The following is an 18,236-nucleotide window of genomic DNA, read 5'->3' as shown; positions in this document are numbered from 1 at the left end:
ATTAAATTAAATCTAAGAAAATGAAAGAAGGGTTAGCAGGAAAGATTGCCAAAGGCTTTATAAGTTCTAAGCTTACAGTGCTTTTAATGATTGTATTTATGGTCATTGGTGTATATAGTTCATTTCTTATTCCAAGGGAAGAAGAACCTCAGATAGACGTACCGATGGCGGATATTTTTGTTGGATATCCAGGTGCGAGTCCGACGGAAGTTGAGTCTAGAGTTATAAAACCACTAGAGAAGCTATTCTCAAATATAAAAGGTGTAGAGTATGTCTATTCTACCTCTATGCAAGAACAAGGTATGGTTATCGTGCAATTTTATGTTGGTGAAGATATAGAACGTTCTATTGTTAAGCTTTACAATGAGATTAATAAGCATATGGATCAAATGCCACAAGGCGTAACGTTTCCATTGGTTAAAACGCGTGCTATTGATGATGTTCCGATGCTTGGGTTAACATTATGGAGTGAAAAATATGACGACTATATGTTAAAACAGATTGCACAAGAATTGACTGATGAAATCGAAAAAGTTAATGATGTTGCAATAACTCATAAAATTGGAGGAAGAAATCGTGAGCTGAGAGTCGTGATAGATAAGAATAAATTGGCTTCTAGTGAATTAGACTTCCTTTCCGTCGCTGAAATGATAAGAGTGAACAATCAACAGTTGAGTTCTGGTAGTTTTGATAGAAATGACAATGAATTTTTAATAAAAACAGGAGAATTCCTAAAGACTAAGGAGGATGTCGAAAATCTTGTAGTTGGCGTATATCAAAATCAACCTATTTATCTAGGTCAGATTGCTGAGGTTGTAGATGGTCCAGAAATCCCTGTTAATTATGTGAGTTTAGGATTTGGCTCCGCTAGTGAAAAAATACATGAATTCAAATCAGAATACCCAGCAGTAACCATCTCAGTAGCGAAGCGCAAAGGTGCTGATGCAATGAAGATTTCTGATATTATTATTGAGAAGGTTGATTATCTCAGAACTAATTTAATTCCAGATGATGTACACATAGAAATTACAAGAAACTATGGTGAAACAGCTTCACAAAAAGTGTCTGAGTTACTCCTGCATTTAATAGGTGCTATAATCGCAGTAACCATAGTTGTAATGTTGGCTATGGGATGGCGTGGTGGTTTAGTGGTGTTTCTTTCTGTGCCAATAACATTTGCCCTTACATTATTGAGTTATTATTTATTGGATTATACTTTAAATCGAATTACACTGTTTGCATTAGTTTTTGTTACAGGTATCGTTGTTGACGATTCCATCATAATTGCAGAAAATATGCATAGGCATTTTAAAATGAAGCGCTTACCATTTAAAGAAGCAGCTCTTTATGCAATCAATGAGGTAGGTAATCCAACCATATTGGCAACATTTACAGTTATAGCCTCTGTATTGCCTATGGCATTTGTTTCAGGATTAATGGGGCCTTACATGAGCCCAATGCCAATAGGAGCTTCTATAGCGATGTTACTGTCATTATTTGTCGCGCTAACTATAACGCCATATTTGGGTTATATTTTCTTAAGGGAAAAGGATAAAAAAGTAGAAGTAATTTCTGAAGATGAAACTGCAGGTATTTCAGATTCAACTATATTCAAAATTTATTCAAAATTTGAAACTCCACTTATTGAGAATAAAACCAAGCGCTGGCTTTTCTTGGGTATAACATTCATCTTATTATTGGGTTCAGTTGGATTATTTTTTACAAAGACTGTGGCGGTTAAAATGTTGCCGTTTGATAATAAGAATGAATTTCAGGTGGTAATTGATATGCCTGAGGGTACAACGTTAGAACGTACTGCTGTTGTTGCTAAAGAAATTGGGCAATATTTGGCAACACGACCTGAGGTTGTTAACTATCAAAGTTATGTTGGCACATCTTCGCCGATTACATTCAACGGATTGGTACGCCATTATGATTTACGTGGAGGTAGTAATATGGCAGATATCCAAGTAAATCTCACAGATAAGCACGATAGATCAGCTCAAAGCCACGATATTGTAAAGTTACTACGTCCGGAAATTCAGGCTATAGCATCAAAATATAATGCCAATGTTAAATTAGTAGAAGTTCCACCTGGACCTCCAGTTCTTTCAACGATTGTGGCAGAAGTTTATGGTCCAGATTATAATGAACAAATTAGGGTTGGTGATTCTATTCAAGAGATTTTAAAGCGAACTAATGATGTCGTGGATATTGATTGGATGGTAGAGGCCAATCAAAAAGAATTCAATTTTAAAATAAACAAGGAAAAAGCTATGCTAAACGGTGTAGCACCGCAACAAATTACACATACTATGAATATGGCATTGTCTAATAAAGCCATTACTCATTTGTATGATGAGGACGCCTCTAATCAAGTAGGATTGGTGTTGACTTTAGATGAAAATGAAAAATCAACATTACAGGATATTGCAAGTATAAAAGTAAAATCAAAACATGGAAATTTAGTCCCTATAATTGATTTGGTTACTATTGAAGAAGGTGTCAAACCAAAGAGCATATACCGCAAAAACCAAAAACGAGTAGTTTATATCATGGCAGATATGGCTGGTGAGTTAGAGAGTCCGGTTTATGCCATTTTAGGAATGTCTGATAAACTACAGGGAATAGATTTGCCTAAAGGCTACAATATGGATGAGCTCTATATAAAACAGCCAGAATTTGAAGATGATTATACAGTAAAATGGGATGGTGAGTGGCAAATTACATTGGAAGTATTTAGAGATTTAGGTATTGCCTTCTTAGGTGTTATCATAATTATCTATATACTTATTGTGGGCTGGTTCCAAAACTTCAAGGCGCCTGTGGTTATGATGGTTGCTATACCATTATCATTAGTTGGTATAGTTTTAGGGCATTGGATGTTAGGAGCATTTTTTACGGCAACCTCATTTATTGGTATGATTGCACTTGCAGGAATTATGGTGCGAAATTCCGTGTTGTTGATTGACTTTGTTAATCTTAGATTAGATGAAGGAATTCCACTTAAGCAAGCGGTTATAGAAGCTGGTGCCGTAAGAACTACACCAATATTATTAACTGCTGGAACGGTTGTAATAGGAGCCTTTGTAATTTTATTCGATCCTATTTTCCAAGGTTTGGCAATCTCGCTAATGGGTGGAACTATAGTTTCAACCTTCTTGACCTTATTGGTGGTTCCATTGGTTTATTATTTAATTGAAAGAAAGAATTATAAATAAAATACATTATGAAAAATAGAATTGTTAGAGCGGTAGCGGGCACATTTATTTTAATCAGTTTACTGTTAGCGATTTACGTAAATCAAAATTGGCTGTGGTTTACAGCTTTTGTCGGTGCTAATTTATTACAGTCTTCCATAACTAAATGGTGTTTAATGGATACCATATTAGAAAAATTGGGAGTTAAAAATTAATATTTGAAGTGTAACATATTTAGATTATTTGCGTCATATCAATGTAAACAATCAAGAAATGGAATCAAATTATCACACACTTAAACGTACAGACAATCAGATGTTAATGATTACGCATTTAGCACAATTATTGACTTATATCACTGGATTTGGAGGTTTAATAGTACCTCTAATACTTTGGGCTACACAAAAGGATAATGTAGAAGGTATGGATGCTCATGGCAAAGCCATTTTAAATTTTCAATTAAGTATCATCGTATACTGCATCTTAAGTATACCTTTAATTTTGATATTTGGTTTAGGAATATTATTATTAATATTAATAGGAATTTTAGCATTTGTGATGCCTATTGTAAATGCTATTAAAGCTAGTAATGGGGAATTACCTAGCTATCCATTATCTCTTAATTTTGTTAGTTAGTTATTAAAGAAATGGAAAACAAAAAGCTCACTTTTCAGTGAGCTTTTTTTATGACTAGTCAAGTCAAGTTTAATTAACACATATAATCAAACCAATTAAAACTAATTGGTTAATTGTTGAGCATCACAGGCATAACAAGCATTGTTAAATGCTCTCCCTCATCTAAACCGTCAATTGGTGTTAGAATACCTGCTCTGTTTGGTAAACTCATTTCTAACTGCACGTTATCAGAGTTTAAGTTATTTATCATTTCTGTTAAGAAACGAGAGTTAAAGCCTATTTGCATATCATCGCCTTGATAATCACAACTTAAACGTTCTTCAGCTTTATTGCTGTAATCTATATCTTCAGCAGAAATGTTTAATTCGGCACCTGCTATTTTTAATCTTATTTGGTGTGTAGTTTTATTAGAGAATATACTAACTCGTCTTACTGAGTTTAAGAATTGAGTACGGTCAATGACTAACTTATTAGGATTCTCCTTAGGTATTACAGCTTCGTAATTAGGATATTTTCCATCTATTAATCGACAGATTAACACGGAATTTTCAAAAGTAAACCTAGCATTAGAATCGTTGTATTCAACTAACACATCGTCATCACTACCAGCCAAAATTCCTTTTAAAAGCGTTAAAGGTTTTTTTGGCATGATAAACTCTGCAGATTCGGTTGCGCTAACATCAGCTCTAGTATATTTAACTAGTTTATGAGCGTCAGTAGCCACAAACGTTAAATTATCCTGAGAGAATTGAAAGAAAACACCGCTCATTACAGGTCTTAAGTCATCATTACCAGCTGCAAAAATAGTTTTGCTAATTGCAGTAGCAAGTATGTCACCCATTATCGTTGTTTTACTTGCATCTTCTACGGTAACTGCATTTGGAAACTCAGCACCATCTGCATAAGCTAATGCATATTTACCATGGTTTGAGCTTATTTCTACCGTACTGTTATCTTCAACAACGAAAGTTAGAGGCTGCTCTGGAAATGTCTTAAGCGTATCTAATAACAATCTTGCTGGTAAGGCAATACTACCTTCGGAATCACTTTCTACATCTATTGTAGAAGACATGGTTGTCTCTAAATCACTTGCAGAAATTGTCAATTTTGATTGACTTAATTCGAACAAAAAGTTATCTAGGATAGGTAAAGTATTACTATTGTTTATAACACCTCCTAAAACCTGAAGTTGCTTTAGTAAATATGTACTTGAAACTATAAATTTCATGAATGTAAAAATGATTTATATCTAGAATAAATTGTCCTACAAATATATCTTAATAGATGGGTTTTATAAAACAAACTTATTAACAAATTCTAGCTGAATTTTTTCCTTCTATAGTAGTTGTAGGCAAATCCGAAGACACCAAGTAAAACTAGTGGTAATACGATATTTATGAGTTGCCATTTTACTTTATTTTCTTTAATACTTTCAGAATCTAAAAATGAAACACTTATTTCTTTAGCTCTTATGTTTATAAGTCCTGTATCGTCTAAAAGATAATTGACGACATTTAATAAGAATTCCTTGTTGCCAAAAGCTTTTCCTGTTACTTCGTCAAAACCTAATTCCTGAGGTCTATTACGAACAACCTTATTTTTAATAATATCTCCATCTGATACAACTACCATTTTAGACGGCCTTCCAGTGCTTTTAAAATCTCTTACTTTAAAAGGCAATATGCGCTTATCGTAGACAGATTTAAACTCACCTTCTAGCAGTACTGCCAAGTTTTGACTTCCATCGTTATATGCACTTCCATCTGGTGTTTTGGTAACATCTGCTAATGATATTTCAGTAGGAACACCTTCAATTTTAGAATTGGGTGAACTTCTTAGTAAAATGGATTTTTCAATACCATTTTTTAAAGTATCTATGGGACTTGCAAAGTCAAATTTAACAAGATTGAGATTTTTTGTAATCGGATGGTTGGGGTTAGATGCTGCCAAAGGTGAATACTGCCATTGTATAGGTTGCAGTTGCGCTTGACTACCTTCGCCAATTGCCAGCATAATCGGTGCGGAAAATAAATCTTTAACAAGACTAGGGTTAACACGCAATCCATATTTAAAGAAGAAATCATTTAAATTTAAATCTCTTAATATCGAGACGCTCGAATTTGTTTCGTTATACAAACTGTCTTTGTCCATAACCACTGATTCGGTAAGCCATAGACTTTTCCCTCCATTCATTGTGTATTGATCCAAAACTAACTTCTCGTTTTCACTAAAAGCTTGGGTTGGTTTTGCAACTACAATCAAGTCGTAAAACCTTAACTTATCTAAAGTACCTTGTGGATTGCTGGATACACTATCTAATGTAAATTGTGCTAAATTGTAATAAGGCTTAACAGTTTGAAGGAAATCCGCTATATACAAATCATCTAGCTCGCCATTTCCTTTTAAAACTGCTATGTTTTTACTTTTAGGCTTAATTAATTTATTAAAACCATCTGCAAAAGCATATTCTAAGGATTGAATAGAGTTCGTAATTTGTTCTGCTAAACCTTTTGTTATACTACGTTTAAGTAAAGGGATTTTAACAGTTTGGTCCTTATAGCTTGCAAATGCCCATGGAAAAATAATCTCTTGAGTAACCTTGCCAGTACTATTGTCAGTATTTATAAAGGGTTCCAGGCCAGATTTTGTTAATTCATCAATGTTGCGTTGGCGCGTTGCTTCATCTTCAATAGGATTGATGTAATTGATTAATATCTGATTAGATTCTAGACTGAATTCTTCTAAAATTTGTTTGGTTTCTGAACGGAGTAACCTAAATTCTGACGGGAAATCACCTTCCAAGAACATATCTATAATTAGAGGAGCGTCAATATCCTTAATTAGGTCTTTTGAGGTATCAGATAAAGTATAACGTTTATCCTTAGTAAGATCAAAGCGATGATAGACCTTACTAGCCAAAAAATTAATTATGATTAGTCCTAATAAAACACCAACTATATTGCGGATATTTTTATTCATCTTCTTTGTTAAACGTTATTTCTTCTTGATAATTTAATATCTTAATGAGTGTGTCATTTTTAAACTGTAACTCCGCACATTCTTTTTGATTATTGAATGCTCCAGGTTCAATTCCTAGACCGTAATTCCATTTATTTTCATCATGGTCCTTTTTAGCATCATCCCAAGAAAGCCACTCATGTTTACCGAGCATTTCTTCTATTTTGTTTTTTGATAGCCCAATTAAAGTATCAGATTCAATAGTTTGGTCAATCATTTCATAGCGTAAAGCTGGCTTATCTATCCAAGCTTCACTATTAAAATATTTTTGATGATGATAACTACTTATAATATTTATAAATGGGTAAAACACATAGAAATATGCAAACGGCGTCAGTATTAAACTTATTAATATGGTCAGCCACTTACGTCTGTCCACTGTATTAAAAAACAAAAAGAGTAGTACAAAAACTACAATCATAAAGATGATTAAAATAGGAGTAATGATCATAGTTACGATTCTTGAATTTTAAGTTTAGTAAAAAACAGAAAAGCTATTGAAATACTAATAAAGTAAATAAGGTCTCTTGTGTCAATAACGCCTCGACTCATGCTGTTATAGTGAGCAGACATTCCTAGATCTTCCAAATAGAATAAATCTCCGAATACAGCATAATTTGATAAGCCTTCGAAGCCGAAATAAAAAAAGAAACAGATAAAAACTGCTATAATAAAAGCAACAATTTGATTGTCTGATAATGTTGATGAAAATACGCCTATGGCGGTGTAAGCACCAATTAAAAATATTAAACCAAAGTATGATCCAATGGTACTGCCAATATCGATTCCTGTCTCAGGACTACTTAATTCTGAAATTGAATATACATATAGCAACGTGGGCAATACTGCCAATAAAATTAATACTAATGCTCCAAAATACTTTCCTAAGACTATTTGAAAATGAGTCAATGGCTTAGTTACCAATAATTCTAATGTTCCCTGTTTTTTTTCATCACTAAAACTACGCATTGTAACTGCTGGAACAAGAAAAATGAGAATCCATGGTGCTAAAAGAAAAAATGAAGATAGACTGGCTTCACCAGCATTAAAAACATTGAAATTGCCTTTAAATAACCAAAGAAACAAACCATTTAATAACAGAAAAACACCTATCACCAAATAACCAATAGGTGATGCAAAAAACGTGTTTATCTCTTTTTTTAAAATAGCTAACATTAGCAATTATTAATTTAAACTTTCAATTTTATCTACACTCCAAGCCTCTGGTTTGGCATTGAAAAATGGTTTTGTTTTTGCCCAAACTGCTTTAAACAGATCTGAATTTCTATAAGCGTTCAATGATTTTTCAGAATCCCAATAACTATACGTAAAAAAGATATTTGTATTGTTTTTATCTCTATATAATTCTAATAGATTACAACCTGTAAACGCCCTTATTTTATTTTTATTGATCTCAAAATTAGCAATGAATTCATCAATTCTACTAGGTTCAAAACTCATTTTTACAATTCTTACTAACACAATCTAAGTTTTATTAAAGTTGACGGTAACGGTGTCCATTGTTTTTAAGCCCATTAAGGTAGATGCACTTCCTGTAGTACTGCAATTACTTTTATAAACTGCAATTTCTAGATAATTTGATGAATTAAAGACTACCATTCCTTTGCCTTCATCATTTCGTTTAGATTCCTCAATGTCAAAATTTACGATATCGCTGTATTTGTTATAAATCCTATTGAATTTATGGTTGCGAGCAGAAATTTCAAAAGACCTTGTTTTTTGGACATTTTCAAAAAATTTCCGTTTTATATTGGTAACTACATTACCATAGTTATCTATATAAATAACACTACCTATAATTTGATTTTTTTCATCATTAACAAAAGGCACCAAATTCTTAATTGGTTTAATGTTGTTAATAACTTTTCCGATAACCTCAAGAGTACCTCCTCGAGCGATATGACAGGCAACTTTTACAAATATGTCTAAAACAGGAAAACTTGTCTCAGTCTTGTCATGTATATTTATTTCTACAATCTTTTCTGGTGCTATTTCAGCGCAAATCATACTCATTATCCCATTGTTTGCACAGATAAAGTAATGGTCGTCTAATTTTATTGCAATATGCTTATTTTCAGGGCTTAACTCTGAGTCAATTCCGATAATATGAATGGTTCCTTTAGGGAAACTGCTATAAGCATTCAAAATTATATATGCAGCTTCAGAAATATTAAACGGAGAAACGGAATGAGAAATATCTACAATTTTTGTATCAGAAAGTTCACTATAAATAGCACCTTTAATTGCTCCGGCAAAGTGGTCTTTTTCTCCAAAATCAGTCGTTAAAGTGATTATTGCCATGAATTAATTGTTGATAATTTTTTTAAGAAACCTGATAGTAAAATTGCTAGATTTGTGTGAACACAAAACTAATAAAAGAAAACAGATTAACATACTAAATCCTTCACGCTTTTGAACGAACTTATACTAGAACTAGAAGAAATTACTCCCAAAGAATTCTTCGGTGCCCAAAATGCAAATATTGAACTGTTAAAGAAGTATTTTCCAAAATTAAAAATTGTTGCTAGAGGTAATAAAATTAAAGCGTATGGCGATGAAGATTTGCTCGAGGAGTTTGACAGAAGGATGATGATGCTAATGAAGCATTTTGGTGAGTATAATAAGCTTGATGAAAATGTTATAGAGCGAGTTTTAACAAGTCAAAGTAGTGATGATTATACAACTTCTGCTAAGAGTGGAGAAGTTATTGTTCATGGTGTTGGTGGTAGATTAATTAAGGCACAAACTGTAAATCAAAGAAAATTAGTTGAAAGTATTCGTAAAAACGATATGGTTTTTGCTATTGGTCCAGCTGGTACGGGTAAAACCTATACTGGTGTTGCCTTGGCCGTTCAAGCATTAAAAAATAAAGAGGTAAAACGCATTATACTAACAAGACCAGCAGTTGAAGCTGGTGAGAACTTAGGATTTTTACCAGGTGATTTAAAAGAAAAATTAGATCCTTATATGCAACCGTTATACGATGCATTAAGAGACATGATTCCTCATGAAAAGTTAGACGCATATATAGAGAAAGGTGCAATTCAAATTGCGCCATTGGCTTTTATGAGAGGACGTACATTAGATAATGCATTTGTGATTTTAGATGAAGGGCAAAACACTACCCATGCACAAATGAAGATGTTTTTAACTCGTATGGGTAAAAACGCAAAGTTCTTATTAACGGGCGATCCTGGTCAGGTGGATTTGCCAAGACGGACTATTTCCGGTTTAAAAGAAGCATTACTTGTATTAAAAAATGTGGAAGGTATTGGGATGATATATTTAGATGATAAGGATGTTATCCGCCATAAGTTAGTGAAGAAGGTAATTGCTGCATATAAGAGTATAGAAAATAGAGATTAAGAAATGAGTAAGACCATAATAGATACCAATTTTAATTTTCCTAATCAGAAAAGTGTCTACAAAGGAAAGGTTAGAGAAGTTTATAATATCAATGATGAGCAACTTGTAATGATTGCTACAGATAGATTATCAGCTTTTGATGTTGTAATGCCAAAAGGTATTCCATACAAGGGTCAAATCCTAAATCAAATAGCCACTAAGATGATGAAGGAAACTGAAGATCTTGTTCCGAATTGGCTTGTAGCTACACCAGACCCTAATGTTGCAGTAGGACACCTTTGTACTCCCTTTAAGGTTGAAATGGTAATAAGAGGTTATATGTCTGGTCATGCAGCTAGAGAATACAAGGCAGGTAAACGATTACTTTGTGGTGTGCCAATGCCTGAAGGAATGAAGGAAAATGACAAATTTCCTGAACCAATTATTACACCTGCAACTAAAGCAGAAAAAGGTGATCATGATGAAGATATATCACGAGAGGATATTTTAAAACGTGGTATTGTGTCTCAAGAAGATTATCAAGTGCTTGAAGATTATACAAGAAAGTTATTTCAACGAGGTACTGAAATTGCAGCAGAAAGAGGATTAATCTTAGTTGATACAAAATATGAATTTGGTAAAACAAAAGATGGTAAAATTGTGTTGATTGATGAAATCCATACTCCAGATTCATCTCGTTATTTCTATGCAGATGGTTATGAAGACCGACAGGATAGAGGAGAAGCTCAGAAACAATTATCTAAAGAATTTGTGCGTCAATGGTTAATTGCCAATGGATTTCAAGGATTAGAAGGACAGTCGGTACCTTTTATGTCCGATGAATATATTGAAACTGTTAGTGATAGATATATTGAACTTTATGAAAATATAACTGGTGATACTTTTGAAAGAGGAGATATATCTGATATTCAAGGTAGGATAGAGGCAAACGTCCTTGCATATCTAGAAAAGTAATTTTTAGATATAATTATTTTTTAAGGTATTTAGATGATGTTCAACATGATAGGCTGTCCACATTATTAATTCTCGCACAGGCATTTTACCCATAAGAGGATGAGGTAAAACGACATTATCTAAGTTTTTATCACTTATTTTTTTGGTCTTGTACTGTAGCTTTTTATTTTCAGTTTGAAGCCTGTTAACTATATAATGTTTGTCTGCCAAATTGGGTATTTTCATGTTTTGAGACCTTTTGAATGTTTTGCCTTTTGATTGCTCAAGTCTTTCATGGTAACGATTCACTATGGCGTCGTATTCTCTAACAGGTCTATTCGCTTTTCCGAATCTATATTTTAAGAAAAACTTAGGTAAGCTTAAAGCATTGTTTAATGGTTTTATACTCTGTAAAAGGTGTAGTGCTTGTTGCCCTGCTGTCCACTTACCTTCAGGTCCTTCGGTCCATTTTTCATCAGGATGATTTTCTAGCCAAGTAATTAATTCAGAGTATTTGCTTTCTAATAACTCTATGATAGATTCTTTATCCATAAAGGGAAGGTTTGATAAAGAAAAGATAGAAAAAAATGAGCAGACTTAAAATCCTTATCGTGTTTTCAGATAATTAACCGACTTTATTCGTCAGCTTCTTTTTCTTGAACAACAATTTTGTCTTTTTTGAAAATTGGAATTAAATAGGATAGGTTAAAGTTAAATCCAGTACCAAATCTTCCGCTGTCGTACGTGCGATTAAAACCTGGAATATATAGGTTTTCAAAATTATTAGGTGCTGTTTCAGTAATTAGTCCTTTGAGCTGCACATTAAAACCAGCATAGAAGTTATTGAACATTTCTGCCTTTATACCAATTTGAATCTCTATCCATGTCGCAGTGAGACCCTTAAATTCTTCACTTTCATTTATTGAAACCTGTTCGTTCCAATATTGATTATTTATATTATAAACACCATAACTATTCAAAGTTTGACTAAATGTACTTGCTCCGCCTCTAAAACCTGCATAAATCATATTCTCCATGTCTAACCAATTCCTGTAGAAGTTAAGATCGATACCACCTTTAAAATAACTTCCTTTGGTAGTGTTATTTAAAACTTCATTCTCAATTGTACGCTCTTCATTTCCAATTTCCCCAGCTAGGTATATGCGTTTTGTTAAACGATAATCACCCATTACCTCAAACCCTGTATAATTATCATCAACAAATGTTCTGACAATTTTACTTATATCGGCACCTAATCGAAGACCATACTTTTGCTTATAAATAAGCGTGTCTTTAACTGTTTCTGTTTCTTCGCTTTGGGCTGTTGCAACTAATGAAAACAACAGCATAACTAAAACGAATCTAATGGTAGATGCGAACATGAACTGTGTCTTCATCTTGTACTGTTGATTCAACGATTTCAATATTACTTATCCATAAATCACTATCGGCTTCTACATTTAAAGAAAGTCCAATAAATTGACTCTTATATCCACATGCCCTAGATACATAGACATATTCTGTTGTATATGAAATTTCTATTATATCTATGTTTGAATTTGTAGCATCATCTTCATCCAATCTCAAATTGGTATCTTTTTCTAAAATGAACCTACTCGTATTGAGTTCATTCTCATTACCTATTAATAATGGTAATGTTATTTCATTTGTATTTGTATTGAATACTAAGGTCTCATGTACACTGGTCTCAGGATCAGTTACTAAACCTTCACCATAAACTGAAAGTCTAGACACACTTTTAAGATCATCCGTATTAACCACATCATAAAACTCAACAACTAACCTTGGAGTCGTGGAGGTTGTTGCTGCGCAAATATCATCGCGTTCACATGCAAATAGAAGAGTGGCTATACTAAGTATTAAAAATTTTATTCTATTCATATTTATTTTTCAAACAATACCACTGTTTCTATGTGAGCAGTATGAGGAAATTGATCCACTAAGCTTAGCTTTTTAATTTTATAACCTGCTAACATTAACTGCTCCGTATCTCTAGCTTGTGTTGCTGGATTGCAAGATACATAAACCAAACGTTCTGCGTTGAGGTTTATTATTTTTTTAAGGGTCTTAGGAGCAATTCCGGCACGTGCAGGATCTAATATGATGGTCCTTATTTTATTATAGTATTCTGGATGCTCTGTTAAAAATTTACCAACATCTGCCGCAAAGAATTTTAGGTCATCAATTTTGTTCCGTTTTGCGTTTTCTTTTGCATCTTCAATTGCTGATGCAACAATGTCTACTCCAACGATTTGAGCATTATGGGCTTTACTTGCCAATATCTGCCCAATTGTCCCAGTACCACAGAATAAATCTAAAACAATATTGTTATCAATGGAAGCTTTGTTTTCTAGGGCATAGTCAATTACCTTAGAGTATAATTTTTCGGCACATTTTGGGTTGGTTTGAAAAAAGCTTTTCATACTTATTTCAAAGTTGAGTCCAAGAAGTTCCTCAACTATTTTATCATCTCCATATACTAAATTAATTGATCCTGAAGTCGCAATAGTTCTATCACCAATTTCATCATTTATGGTATGGAATAAACCAGCAACTCTCTCTTCAAAAATTTCTACTAAATATTTGGCGAATTCGTCTAAATGAAATTGATCTAAACCATTGGATGTTGTAACTAGATTAAAAAGAAGTCTATTGGTTTTATAGGATTTTCTAACCACAAAATACCGAAAGAAACCTTCTTTTTTTGGGCCATGCCATGGTGGTAAACCGCTTTTCTGGCAATACTCTCGAATATTTTTTAGATTGTCTTCAACTTGTTTGTCAAAGAGTCCCGAATCTTTATTTAAGTTTTCACCGCACCACCAAAGTCCTCTTCTTTTAAAGCCTAGAGTAAACTCATCTACATCGGTTTTCAATTCTCTATCGTATCCAATAGCCGAAAACCCATATTCCATTTTATTTCTATAATGAAAAGTGTTGGGTGAGCTTACAAATTCATCTAGCTTTTCCTCAATATCTGCAACCTTCCCAATACGTTTAAAAAGCTCTAATGTGCTTTGCTTTTTATATTGATGTTGTTTCTCAATGGGTAATTGAATATATGGTGCACCAGGAATGTCTTGGTAAGGCACTTCAATTTCGTCTTCCGACGATTTTAAAATTTCAAGAAGTTTACCTTCTGCATATTTTTTGCTCGATTTTTTTATCTGTGCCTTTACTAATTGGCCAGGAAGGGTATTAGGAACGAATACTACAAATTCTCCATGTTCATTACGAATGCGTCCAATCCCTTTTCCGCCAAAGGCGTAATCTTCAATTGAAATTTCAATGATTTGTCCACGTTTTACAAATTTGTTGCGCTCTCTTCTTGGCATTCATCAGAAAATTAGAGTGCAAATATAGTGGCATTTTAGACTATCTTTAAATAGTTTAAAACAAAATTGAACCTTTTCTATTTTACCTCGTCTTTAGAGTATGAGAGTTAATAATATTCATAAGCGTACTATAAATCAGCCAAAGGAGAGATTATCAGTCTTGATTAGAACATTAGCGACAGAAAATGATTTGATCTGGCCTACTAGGAATTGGCCTTCAATGAGATTTAAAGAAGGCTTTAAAATTGGAGCAAAGGGAGGTCATGGAATCATTAAGTATGAAATTATTAAATTGAAAGATGGTGAAAGTATTCGCTTTAAATTTATAAAACCAGAGGGTTTTATTGGCTATCATCAGTTGCATTTGGTTGGTCTTTCTGAAATAAAAACTGAAATAGTTCACGAAATAAAAATGCGTACAACATTTAAAGCCACATTCTTCTGGTTATTTATTATTCGCTGGTTACATAATGCTTTAATTGAAGAGGCATTTGATAATGTAGAAAATCATTTTAGTGTACAACAAAAGAATCCTCAGTATAATTATTGGGTTAAATTCTTGAGAAGAGCTTATAATAGAAAACCAACTAATGTTAAACTTGTTTAATTGAAGGCAGATCAATATACCGATGAATTTTTAGTTAAGGCTTTTAAAGCAGGTGATGGCATGGCTTTAGCAACTTTAGTTAAACGTTGGCATAAATTGTTTTGTAAAAAGGCGTATTGGTTGGTTAGGGACAAGGATGTTGCAAAGGACATTGCACAAGATAGTTGGACAATTATCATAGATAAAATAGACAAATTAAAAGAACCAAAGCATTTTAAATATTGGGCATATAGAATAATTTGTAATAAATCTACAGATTGGTTAAGGGCACAAACAAGAAAAAAGAGAAATAAGGCGGAATATGAAATAGTAACACAAAACAATTCTATAGAAACTCCTGATAACAATAATTTAAAACAAGTATTACTCAAGGAAATAGAGGAGTTGCCAGAAGGACAGAAAAAGGTAATTAGGCTTTTTTATATAGAATCATATAGCTTAAAACAAATAAGCGAAATACTTGACATTTCAACTGGAACGACCAAGTCAAGATTGTTTCACGCAAGAGAAAAATTAAAAAAATCTTTAAAACATAGAAATTATGAAAACTAATATGGAAGACATTGATAAATTAATCAAAGACACTCTTACAGAAGAAGAAGCTAAGTTTTATGATGAATTAGATGAGCAGAACTTTTTACAAATGGTATTTGGAATTTTTTCAGGTAAAAACAGCTGGATAGTTTATTTGATGAGTATTGTTCAGGTTGTATTTTTTGGACTATTTATTTATTGTGCCATTCAATTTTTTAATGTTGAAGCAACAAATGAACTCATTAAATGGGGAGTTTTTGGGACTTTGTGTTTAATGGCATCAAGTATGTTAAAGCTATTCTCATGGATGCAAATGGACAAAAAAGCAATTATTAGAGAGATAAAAAGGTTAGAACTGCAGGTATCTTCGTTAAGTAGCAAAATATCAGAATAGGATTTTAATTCAACAGGAATATTTATTAATTTGCACACTCCTAGGGATGATTTCTTTCCCACGCTGAATTTTCGGAACTTCTTCGAAAGGATAAAGGTAGATAAGGAATGGTTATTTTTTAATTTAAAAAACGATTTAAAATGGCTGTTTTAGACCACATTTCATCGCAAGAGGCGATGGCACTAGAAAACAAGTATGGAGCTCAGAATTATCATCCGTTACCAGTAGTACTTAGTAAAGGAGAAGGTGTTTTTGTTTGGGATGTAGAAGGAAAAAAGTATTACGACTTTTTATCTGCATATTCTTCATTAAACCAAGGGCACTGTCACCCAAAGATTGTAAATGCAATGACAGAACAGGCGCAACGCCTTACATTAACTTCAAGAGCGTTTTACAACGATATGCTTGGGCGTTATGAAAAGTACGCTACAGAGTACTTTAAATTTGATAAAATGTTACCAATGAACTCAGGAGCAGAAGCTGTAGAAACAGCTATAAAGGTCTGTAGAAAATGGGCTTATGAGGTAAAGGGTATTGATTTAAACAAGGCTGAAATTATTGTATGCAAAAATAATTTCCATGGCAGAACTACAACTATTATATCATTTTCAAACGATCCAGTAGCACGTCAACATTTTGGACCTTATACAGATGGTTTCATTAAAGTTGAGTATGATAATTTAAAGGAATTAGAGCAAGTACTTAGTTCTAATGAAAATGTTGCAGGTTTTTTAGTTGAACCAATACAAGGTGAAGCTGGTGTTTATGTGCCTAGTGATAATTATTTAAAAGAAGCCAAGGCTTTGTGTGATAAGTATAATGTCCTCTTCATTGCTGATGAGGTACAAACTGGTATTGCTAGAACAGGTAGATTATTAGCTACTTGTGGAAATTGCACTTGCAAAAACAAAGACTGCTCAGGGACACCTGATGTTAAACCAGATATTCTTGTTTTAGGAAAAGCACTTAGTGGTGGTTTATACCCTGTATCTGCTGTTATGGCGAATAATGATATTATGAATGTTATACAACCTGGTAACCATGGCAGTACATTTGGTGGTAATCCTATTGCTGCTGCAGTTGCTATAGCTGCTCTAGAAGTTGTAAAAGAAGAAAATTTAGCAGAAAATGCAGATTACCTTGGAAATCTTTTTAGAGCCGAAATGAATAAATACATTAAAGGTAGTAATATAGTCAGTTCAATTCGTGGTAAAGGATTGCTTAATGCGATTATAATTAATGATGATGAAGATAGTGATACAGCATGGAATATATGCTTAAAGTTGAGAGATAATGGTCTATTGGCCAAACCTACTCATGGTAATATGATTCGTTTTGCACCACCACTAATAATGACTGAAGATCAGTTGTTAGAATGCGTTTCGATTATTATAAAATCATTAAAAGAATTTGAATAAGAATTCATTTAAGAATGAACCAAAAAAAAGCGACCAAATGGTCGCTTTTTTTATTTATTTGAAATTCTTATTGATTTTGCATTTCTTCCATTCTTTCCATTAGCATTTCTGGATCTTGTAAGGCTTCCCAACCAACTTGACCGATAAACCATAACATGTAAGCCGCAAATAAAACACCAAGAACTACACCAATAATACCCATTATTTTTCCAGCTTTAACGTTTCCGTAGCCAAGATAATTTTCTGGATTTTCTTTATACAATTTTTCAGATTTTGCAGCTATTATAATCGCTACTATTCCAAAAATAATTCCTGGTAATCCGTAACAACAACAACCTACTATTGATAAAATACCCATAACAAGGGCTAGTGTTGCATTAGGTAACATTTGTTTTTCCATGAGAGTTGATTTTTTTTAAGGTTAAAATGTTTTGATTAGAAAACTTATTACAATAATACTAATATTTAAAATAAAAAGACCGAGTAATATTTTATGGCCGTTCTTAAAATGAAATTTTAAATGGATCAGCAAAAAGGTAAACATGGCAATCAACGTGTAAATCGCTGGATACATGTATAGTGCAGCAACAAATTCGCCTTCAAGAATAAGGGCAATTGACCGTTGCATGCCACAACCCATACAGTCTACATTAAACGTTTTTTTCCACATGCAAGGAAGCATGTATTCATCTATTCCTTTTATTACAAAAAGCATCATGCTAATTTAAGAATTGAAAAATACTTTTAGGTAAT

General features: G+C 33.0%; 21 protein-coding genes. 9 read left to right on the top strand and 12 right to left on the bottom strand.

What is annotated here, in order from left to right; all coding sequences use genetic code 11:
* The first annotated feature begins 20 nt into the window (after nt 1-20).
* Genes LBV24_RS11670 through LBV24_RS11660 form a run of 3 tightly spaced genes read left to right on the top strand, consistent with a single transcriptional unit; the run spans nt 21 to nt 3,836 of the window.
* Nucleotides 21-3,221: an efflux RND transporter permease subunit gene (locus tag LBV24_RS11670; RefSeq protein ID WP_224478842.1), complete on the top strand. Its 3,201-nt coding sequence runs from the start codon at nt 21-23 to the stop codon at nt 3,219-3,221.
* 8 nt (nt 3,222-3,229) lie between these two features.
* Nucleotides 3,230-3,415 carry a YgaP family membrane protein gene (locus LBV24_RS11665; RefSeq protein ID WP_224478841.1) on the top strand — a complete coding sequence of 62 codons (186 nt, stop codon included), beginning with the start codon at nt 3,230-3,232 and terminating at the stop codon, nt 3,413-3,415.
* 58 nt (nt 3,416-3,473) lie between these two features.
* Nucleotides 3,474-3,836, top strand: coding sequence for a DUF4870 domain-containing protein (locus LBV24_RS11660; RefSeq protein ID WP_114301337.1), 363 nt, complete (start codon nt 3,474-3,476; stop codon nt 3,834-3,836).
* Between the two features lie 109 nt (nt 3,837-3,945).
* Here LBV24_RS11660 and dnaN read toward each other — a convergent pair whose 3' ends face one another.
* The 6 genes from dnaN to LBV24_RS11630 all read right to left on the bottom strand — a co-directional run bounded on the left by dnaN (nt 3,946) and on the right by LBV24_RS11630 (nt 9,176).
* Entirely contained in the window at nt 3,946-5,064 is a 1,119-nt protein-coding gene (gene dnaN / locus LBV24_RS11655; protein ID WP_224478840.1) for a DNA polymerase III subunit beta, read from the bottom strand.
* Between the two features lie 89 nt (nt 5,065-5,153).
* On the bottom strand, nt 5,154-6,815 hold the full coding sequence (gene gldG, locus LBV24_RS11650) for a gliding motility-associated ABC transporter substrate-binding protein GldG (protein ID WP_224478839.1): 1,662 nt from the start codon (nt 6,813-6,815) through the stop codon (nt 5,154-5,156).
* A complete protein-coding gene (locus tag LBV24_RS11645) occupies nt 6,808-7,275 on the bottom strand; it encodes a hypothetical protein (RefSeq protein WP_224478838.1) in 468 nt (155 codons plus the stop codon). Before LBV24_RS11645 ends, gldG begins: the two co-directional genes overlap by 8 nt.
* Before the next feature lie 32 nt (nt 7,276-7,307).
* Nucleotides 7,308-8,030, bottom strand: coding sequence for a gliding motility-associated ABC transporter permease subunit GldF (gene gldF, locus LBV24_RS11640; protein WP_224478837.1), 723 nt, complete (start codon nt 8,028-8,030; stop codon nt 7,308-7,310).
* A gap of 9 nt (nt 8,031-8,039) precedes the next feature.
* Nucleotides 8,040-8,336, bottom strand: coding sequence for a putative quinol monooxygenase (locus LBV24_RS11635; RefSeq protein ID WP_224478836.1), 297 nt, complete (start codon nt 8,334-8,336; stop codon nt 8,040-8,042).
* A gap of 3 nt (nt 8,337-8,339) precedes the next feature.
* Entirely contained in the window at nt 8,340-9,176 is an 837-nt protein-coding gene (locus LBV24_RS11630) for an SAM hydrolase/SAM-dependent halogenase family protein (protein ID WP_224478835.1), read from the bottom strand.
* Between the two features lie 111 nt (nt 9,177-9,287).
* On the opposite strand from LBV24_RS11630, the gene LBV24_RS11625 reads away from it, so the two are divergent.
* The gene (locus tag LBV24_RS11625) at nt 9,288-10,241 is read left to right on the top strand and encodes a PhoH family protein (RefSeq protein WP_224478834.1); all 954 of its coding nucleotides are present in this window, start codon (nt 9,288-9,290) and stop codon (nt 10,239-10,241) included.
* A 3-nt stretch (nt 10,242-10,244) separates the two neighbouring features.
* Entirely contained in the window at nt 10,245-11,195 is a 951-nt protein-coding gene (locus LBV24_RS11620; RefSeq protein WP_224478833.1) for a phosphoribosylaminoimidazolesuccinocarboxamide synthase, read from the top strand.
* Between the two features lie 3 nt (nt 11,196-11,198).
* Here the strand turns inward: LBV24_RS11620 and LBV24_RS11615 are convergent, their stop codons facing one another.
* From LBV24_RS11615 to rlmD, 4 genes are all read right to left on the bottom strand, one after another.
* A complete protein-coding gene (locus LBV24_RS11615; protein WP_224478832.1) occupies nt 11,199-11,726 on the bottom strand; it encodes a DinB family protein in 528 nt (175 codons plus the stop codon).
* Between the two features lie 83 nt (nt 11,727-11,809).
* Entirely contained in the window at nt 11,810-12,571 is a 762-nt protein-coding gene (locus LBV24_RS11610) for a DUF6048 family protein (RefSeq protein ID WP_224478831.1), read from the bottom strand.
* Nucleotides 12,537-13,076, bottom strand: a complete 540-nt coding sequence (locus tag LBV24_RS11605) for a DUF6452 family protein (protein ID WP_224478830.1) — start codon at nt 13,074-13,076, stop codon at nt 12,537-12,539. Before LBV24_RS11605 ends, LBV24_RS11610 begins: the two co-directional genes overlap by 35 nt.
* 2 nt (nt 13,077-13,078) lie before the next feature.
* Complete coding sequence (rlmD, locus tag LBV24_RS11600) at nt 13,079-14,530, bottom strand: 23S rRNA (uracil(1939)-C(5))-methyltransferase RlmD (protein WP_224478829.1); 1,452 nt, start codon at nt 14,528-14,530, stop codon at nt 13,079-13,081.
* A gap of 100 nt (nt 14,531-14,630) precedes the next feature.
* On the opposite strand from rlmD, the gene LBV24_RS11595 reads away from it, so the two are divergent.
* From LBV24_RS11595 to rocD, 4 genes are all read left to right on the top strand, one after another.
* On the top strand, nt 14,631-15,137 hold the full coding sequence (locus tag LBV24_RS11595) for a hypothetical protein (protein WP_224478828.1): 507 nt from the start codon (nt 14,631-14,633) through the stop codon (nt 15,135-15,137).
* Nucleotides 15,138-15,689 carry an RNA polymerase sigma factor gene (locus LBV24_RS11590; protein ID WP_224478827.1) on the top strand — a complete coding sequence of 184 codons (552 nt, stop codon included), beginning with the start codon at nt 15,138-15,140 and terminating at the stop codon, nt 15,687-15,689.
* Nucleotides 15,679-16,065 (top strand): DUF6768 family protein, encoded by a 387-nt coding sequence (locus LBV24_RS11585; protein WP_224478826.1) that lies wholly within the window; start codon nt 15,679-15,681, stop codon nt 16,063-16,065. The genes LBV24_RS11590 and LBV24_RS11585 overlap by 11 nt, the downstream gene beginning before the upstream one ends.
* Before the next feature lie 140 nt (nt 16,066-16,205).
* On the top strand, nt 16,206-17,483 hold the full coding sequence (rocD, locus tag LBV24_RS11580) for an ornithine--oxo-acid transaminase (RefSeq protein WP_224478825.1): 1,278 nt from the start codon (nt 16,206-16,208) through the stop codon (nt 17,481-17,483).
* Between the two features lie 67 nt (nt 17,484-17,550).
* On the opposite strand, the gene LBV24_RS11575 is transcribed toward rocD, so the two are convergent.
* Entirely contained in the window at nt 17,551-17,883 is a 333-nt protein-coding gene (locus LBV24_RS11575) for a CCC motif membrane protein (protein WP_224478824.1), read from the bottom strand.
* Nucleotides 17,884-17,904: 21 nt separating this feature from the next.
* Complete coding sequence (locus LBV24_RS11570) at nt 17,905-18,198, bottom strand: DUF2752 domain-containing protein (protein WP_224478823.1); 294 nt, start codon at nt 18,196-18,198, stop codon at nt 17,905-17,907.
* Nucleotides 18,199-18,236 lie beyond the last annotated feature (38 nt).

Origin of the sequence: Winogradskyella vincentii (genome assembly GCF_020166345.1) — a bacterium.
GTDB lineage: Bacteria > Bacteroidota > Bacteroidia > Flavobacteriales > Flavobacteriaceae > Winogradskyella > Winogradskyella vincentii.
The sequence above is the reverse complement of the archived record's forward strand: the minus strand, read 5'-3'. Positions and strand labels throughout refer to the sequence as shown.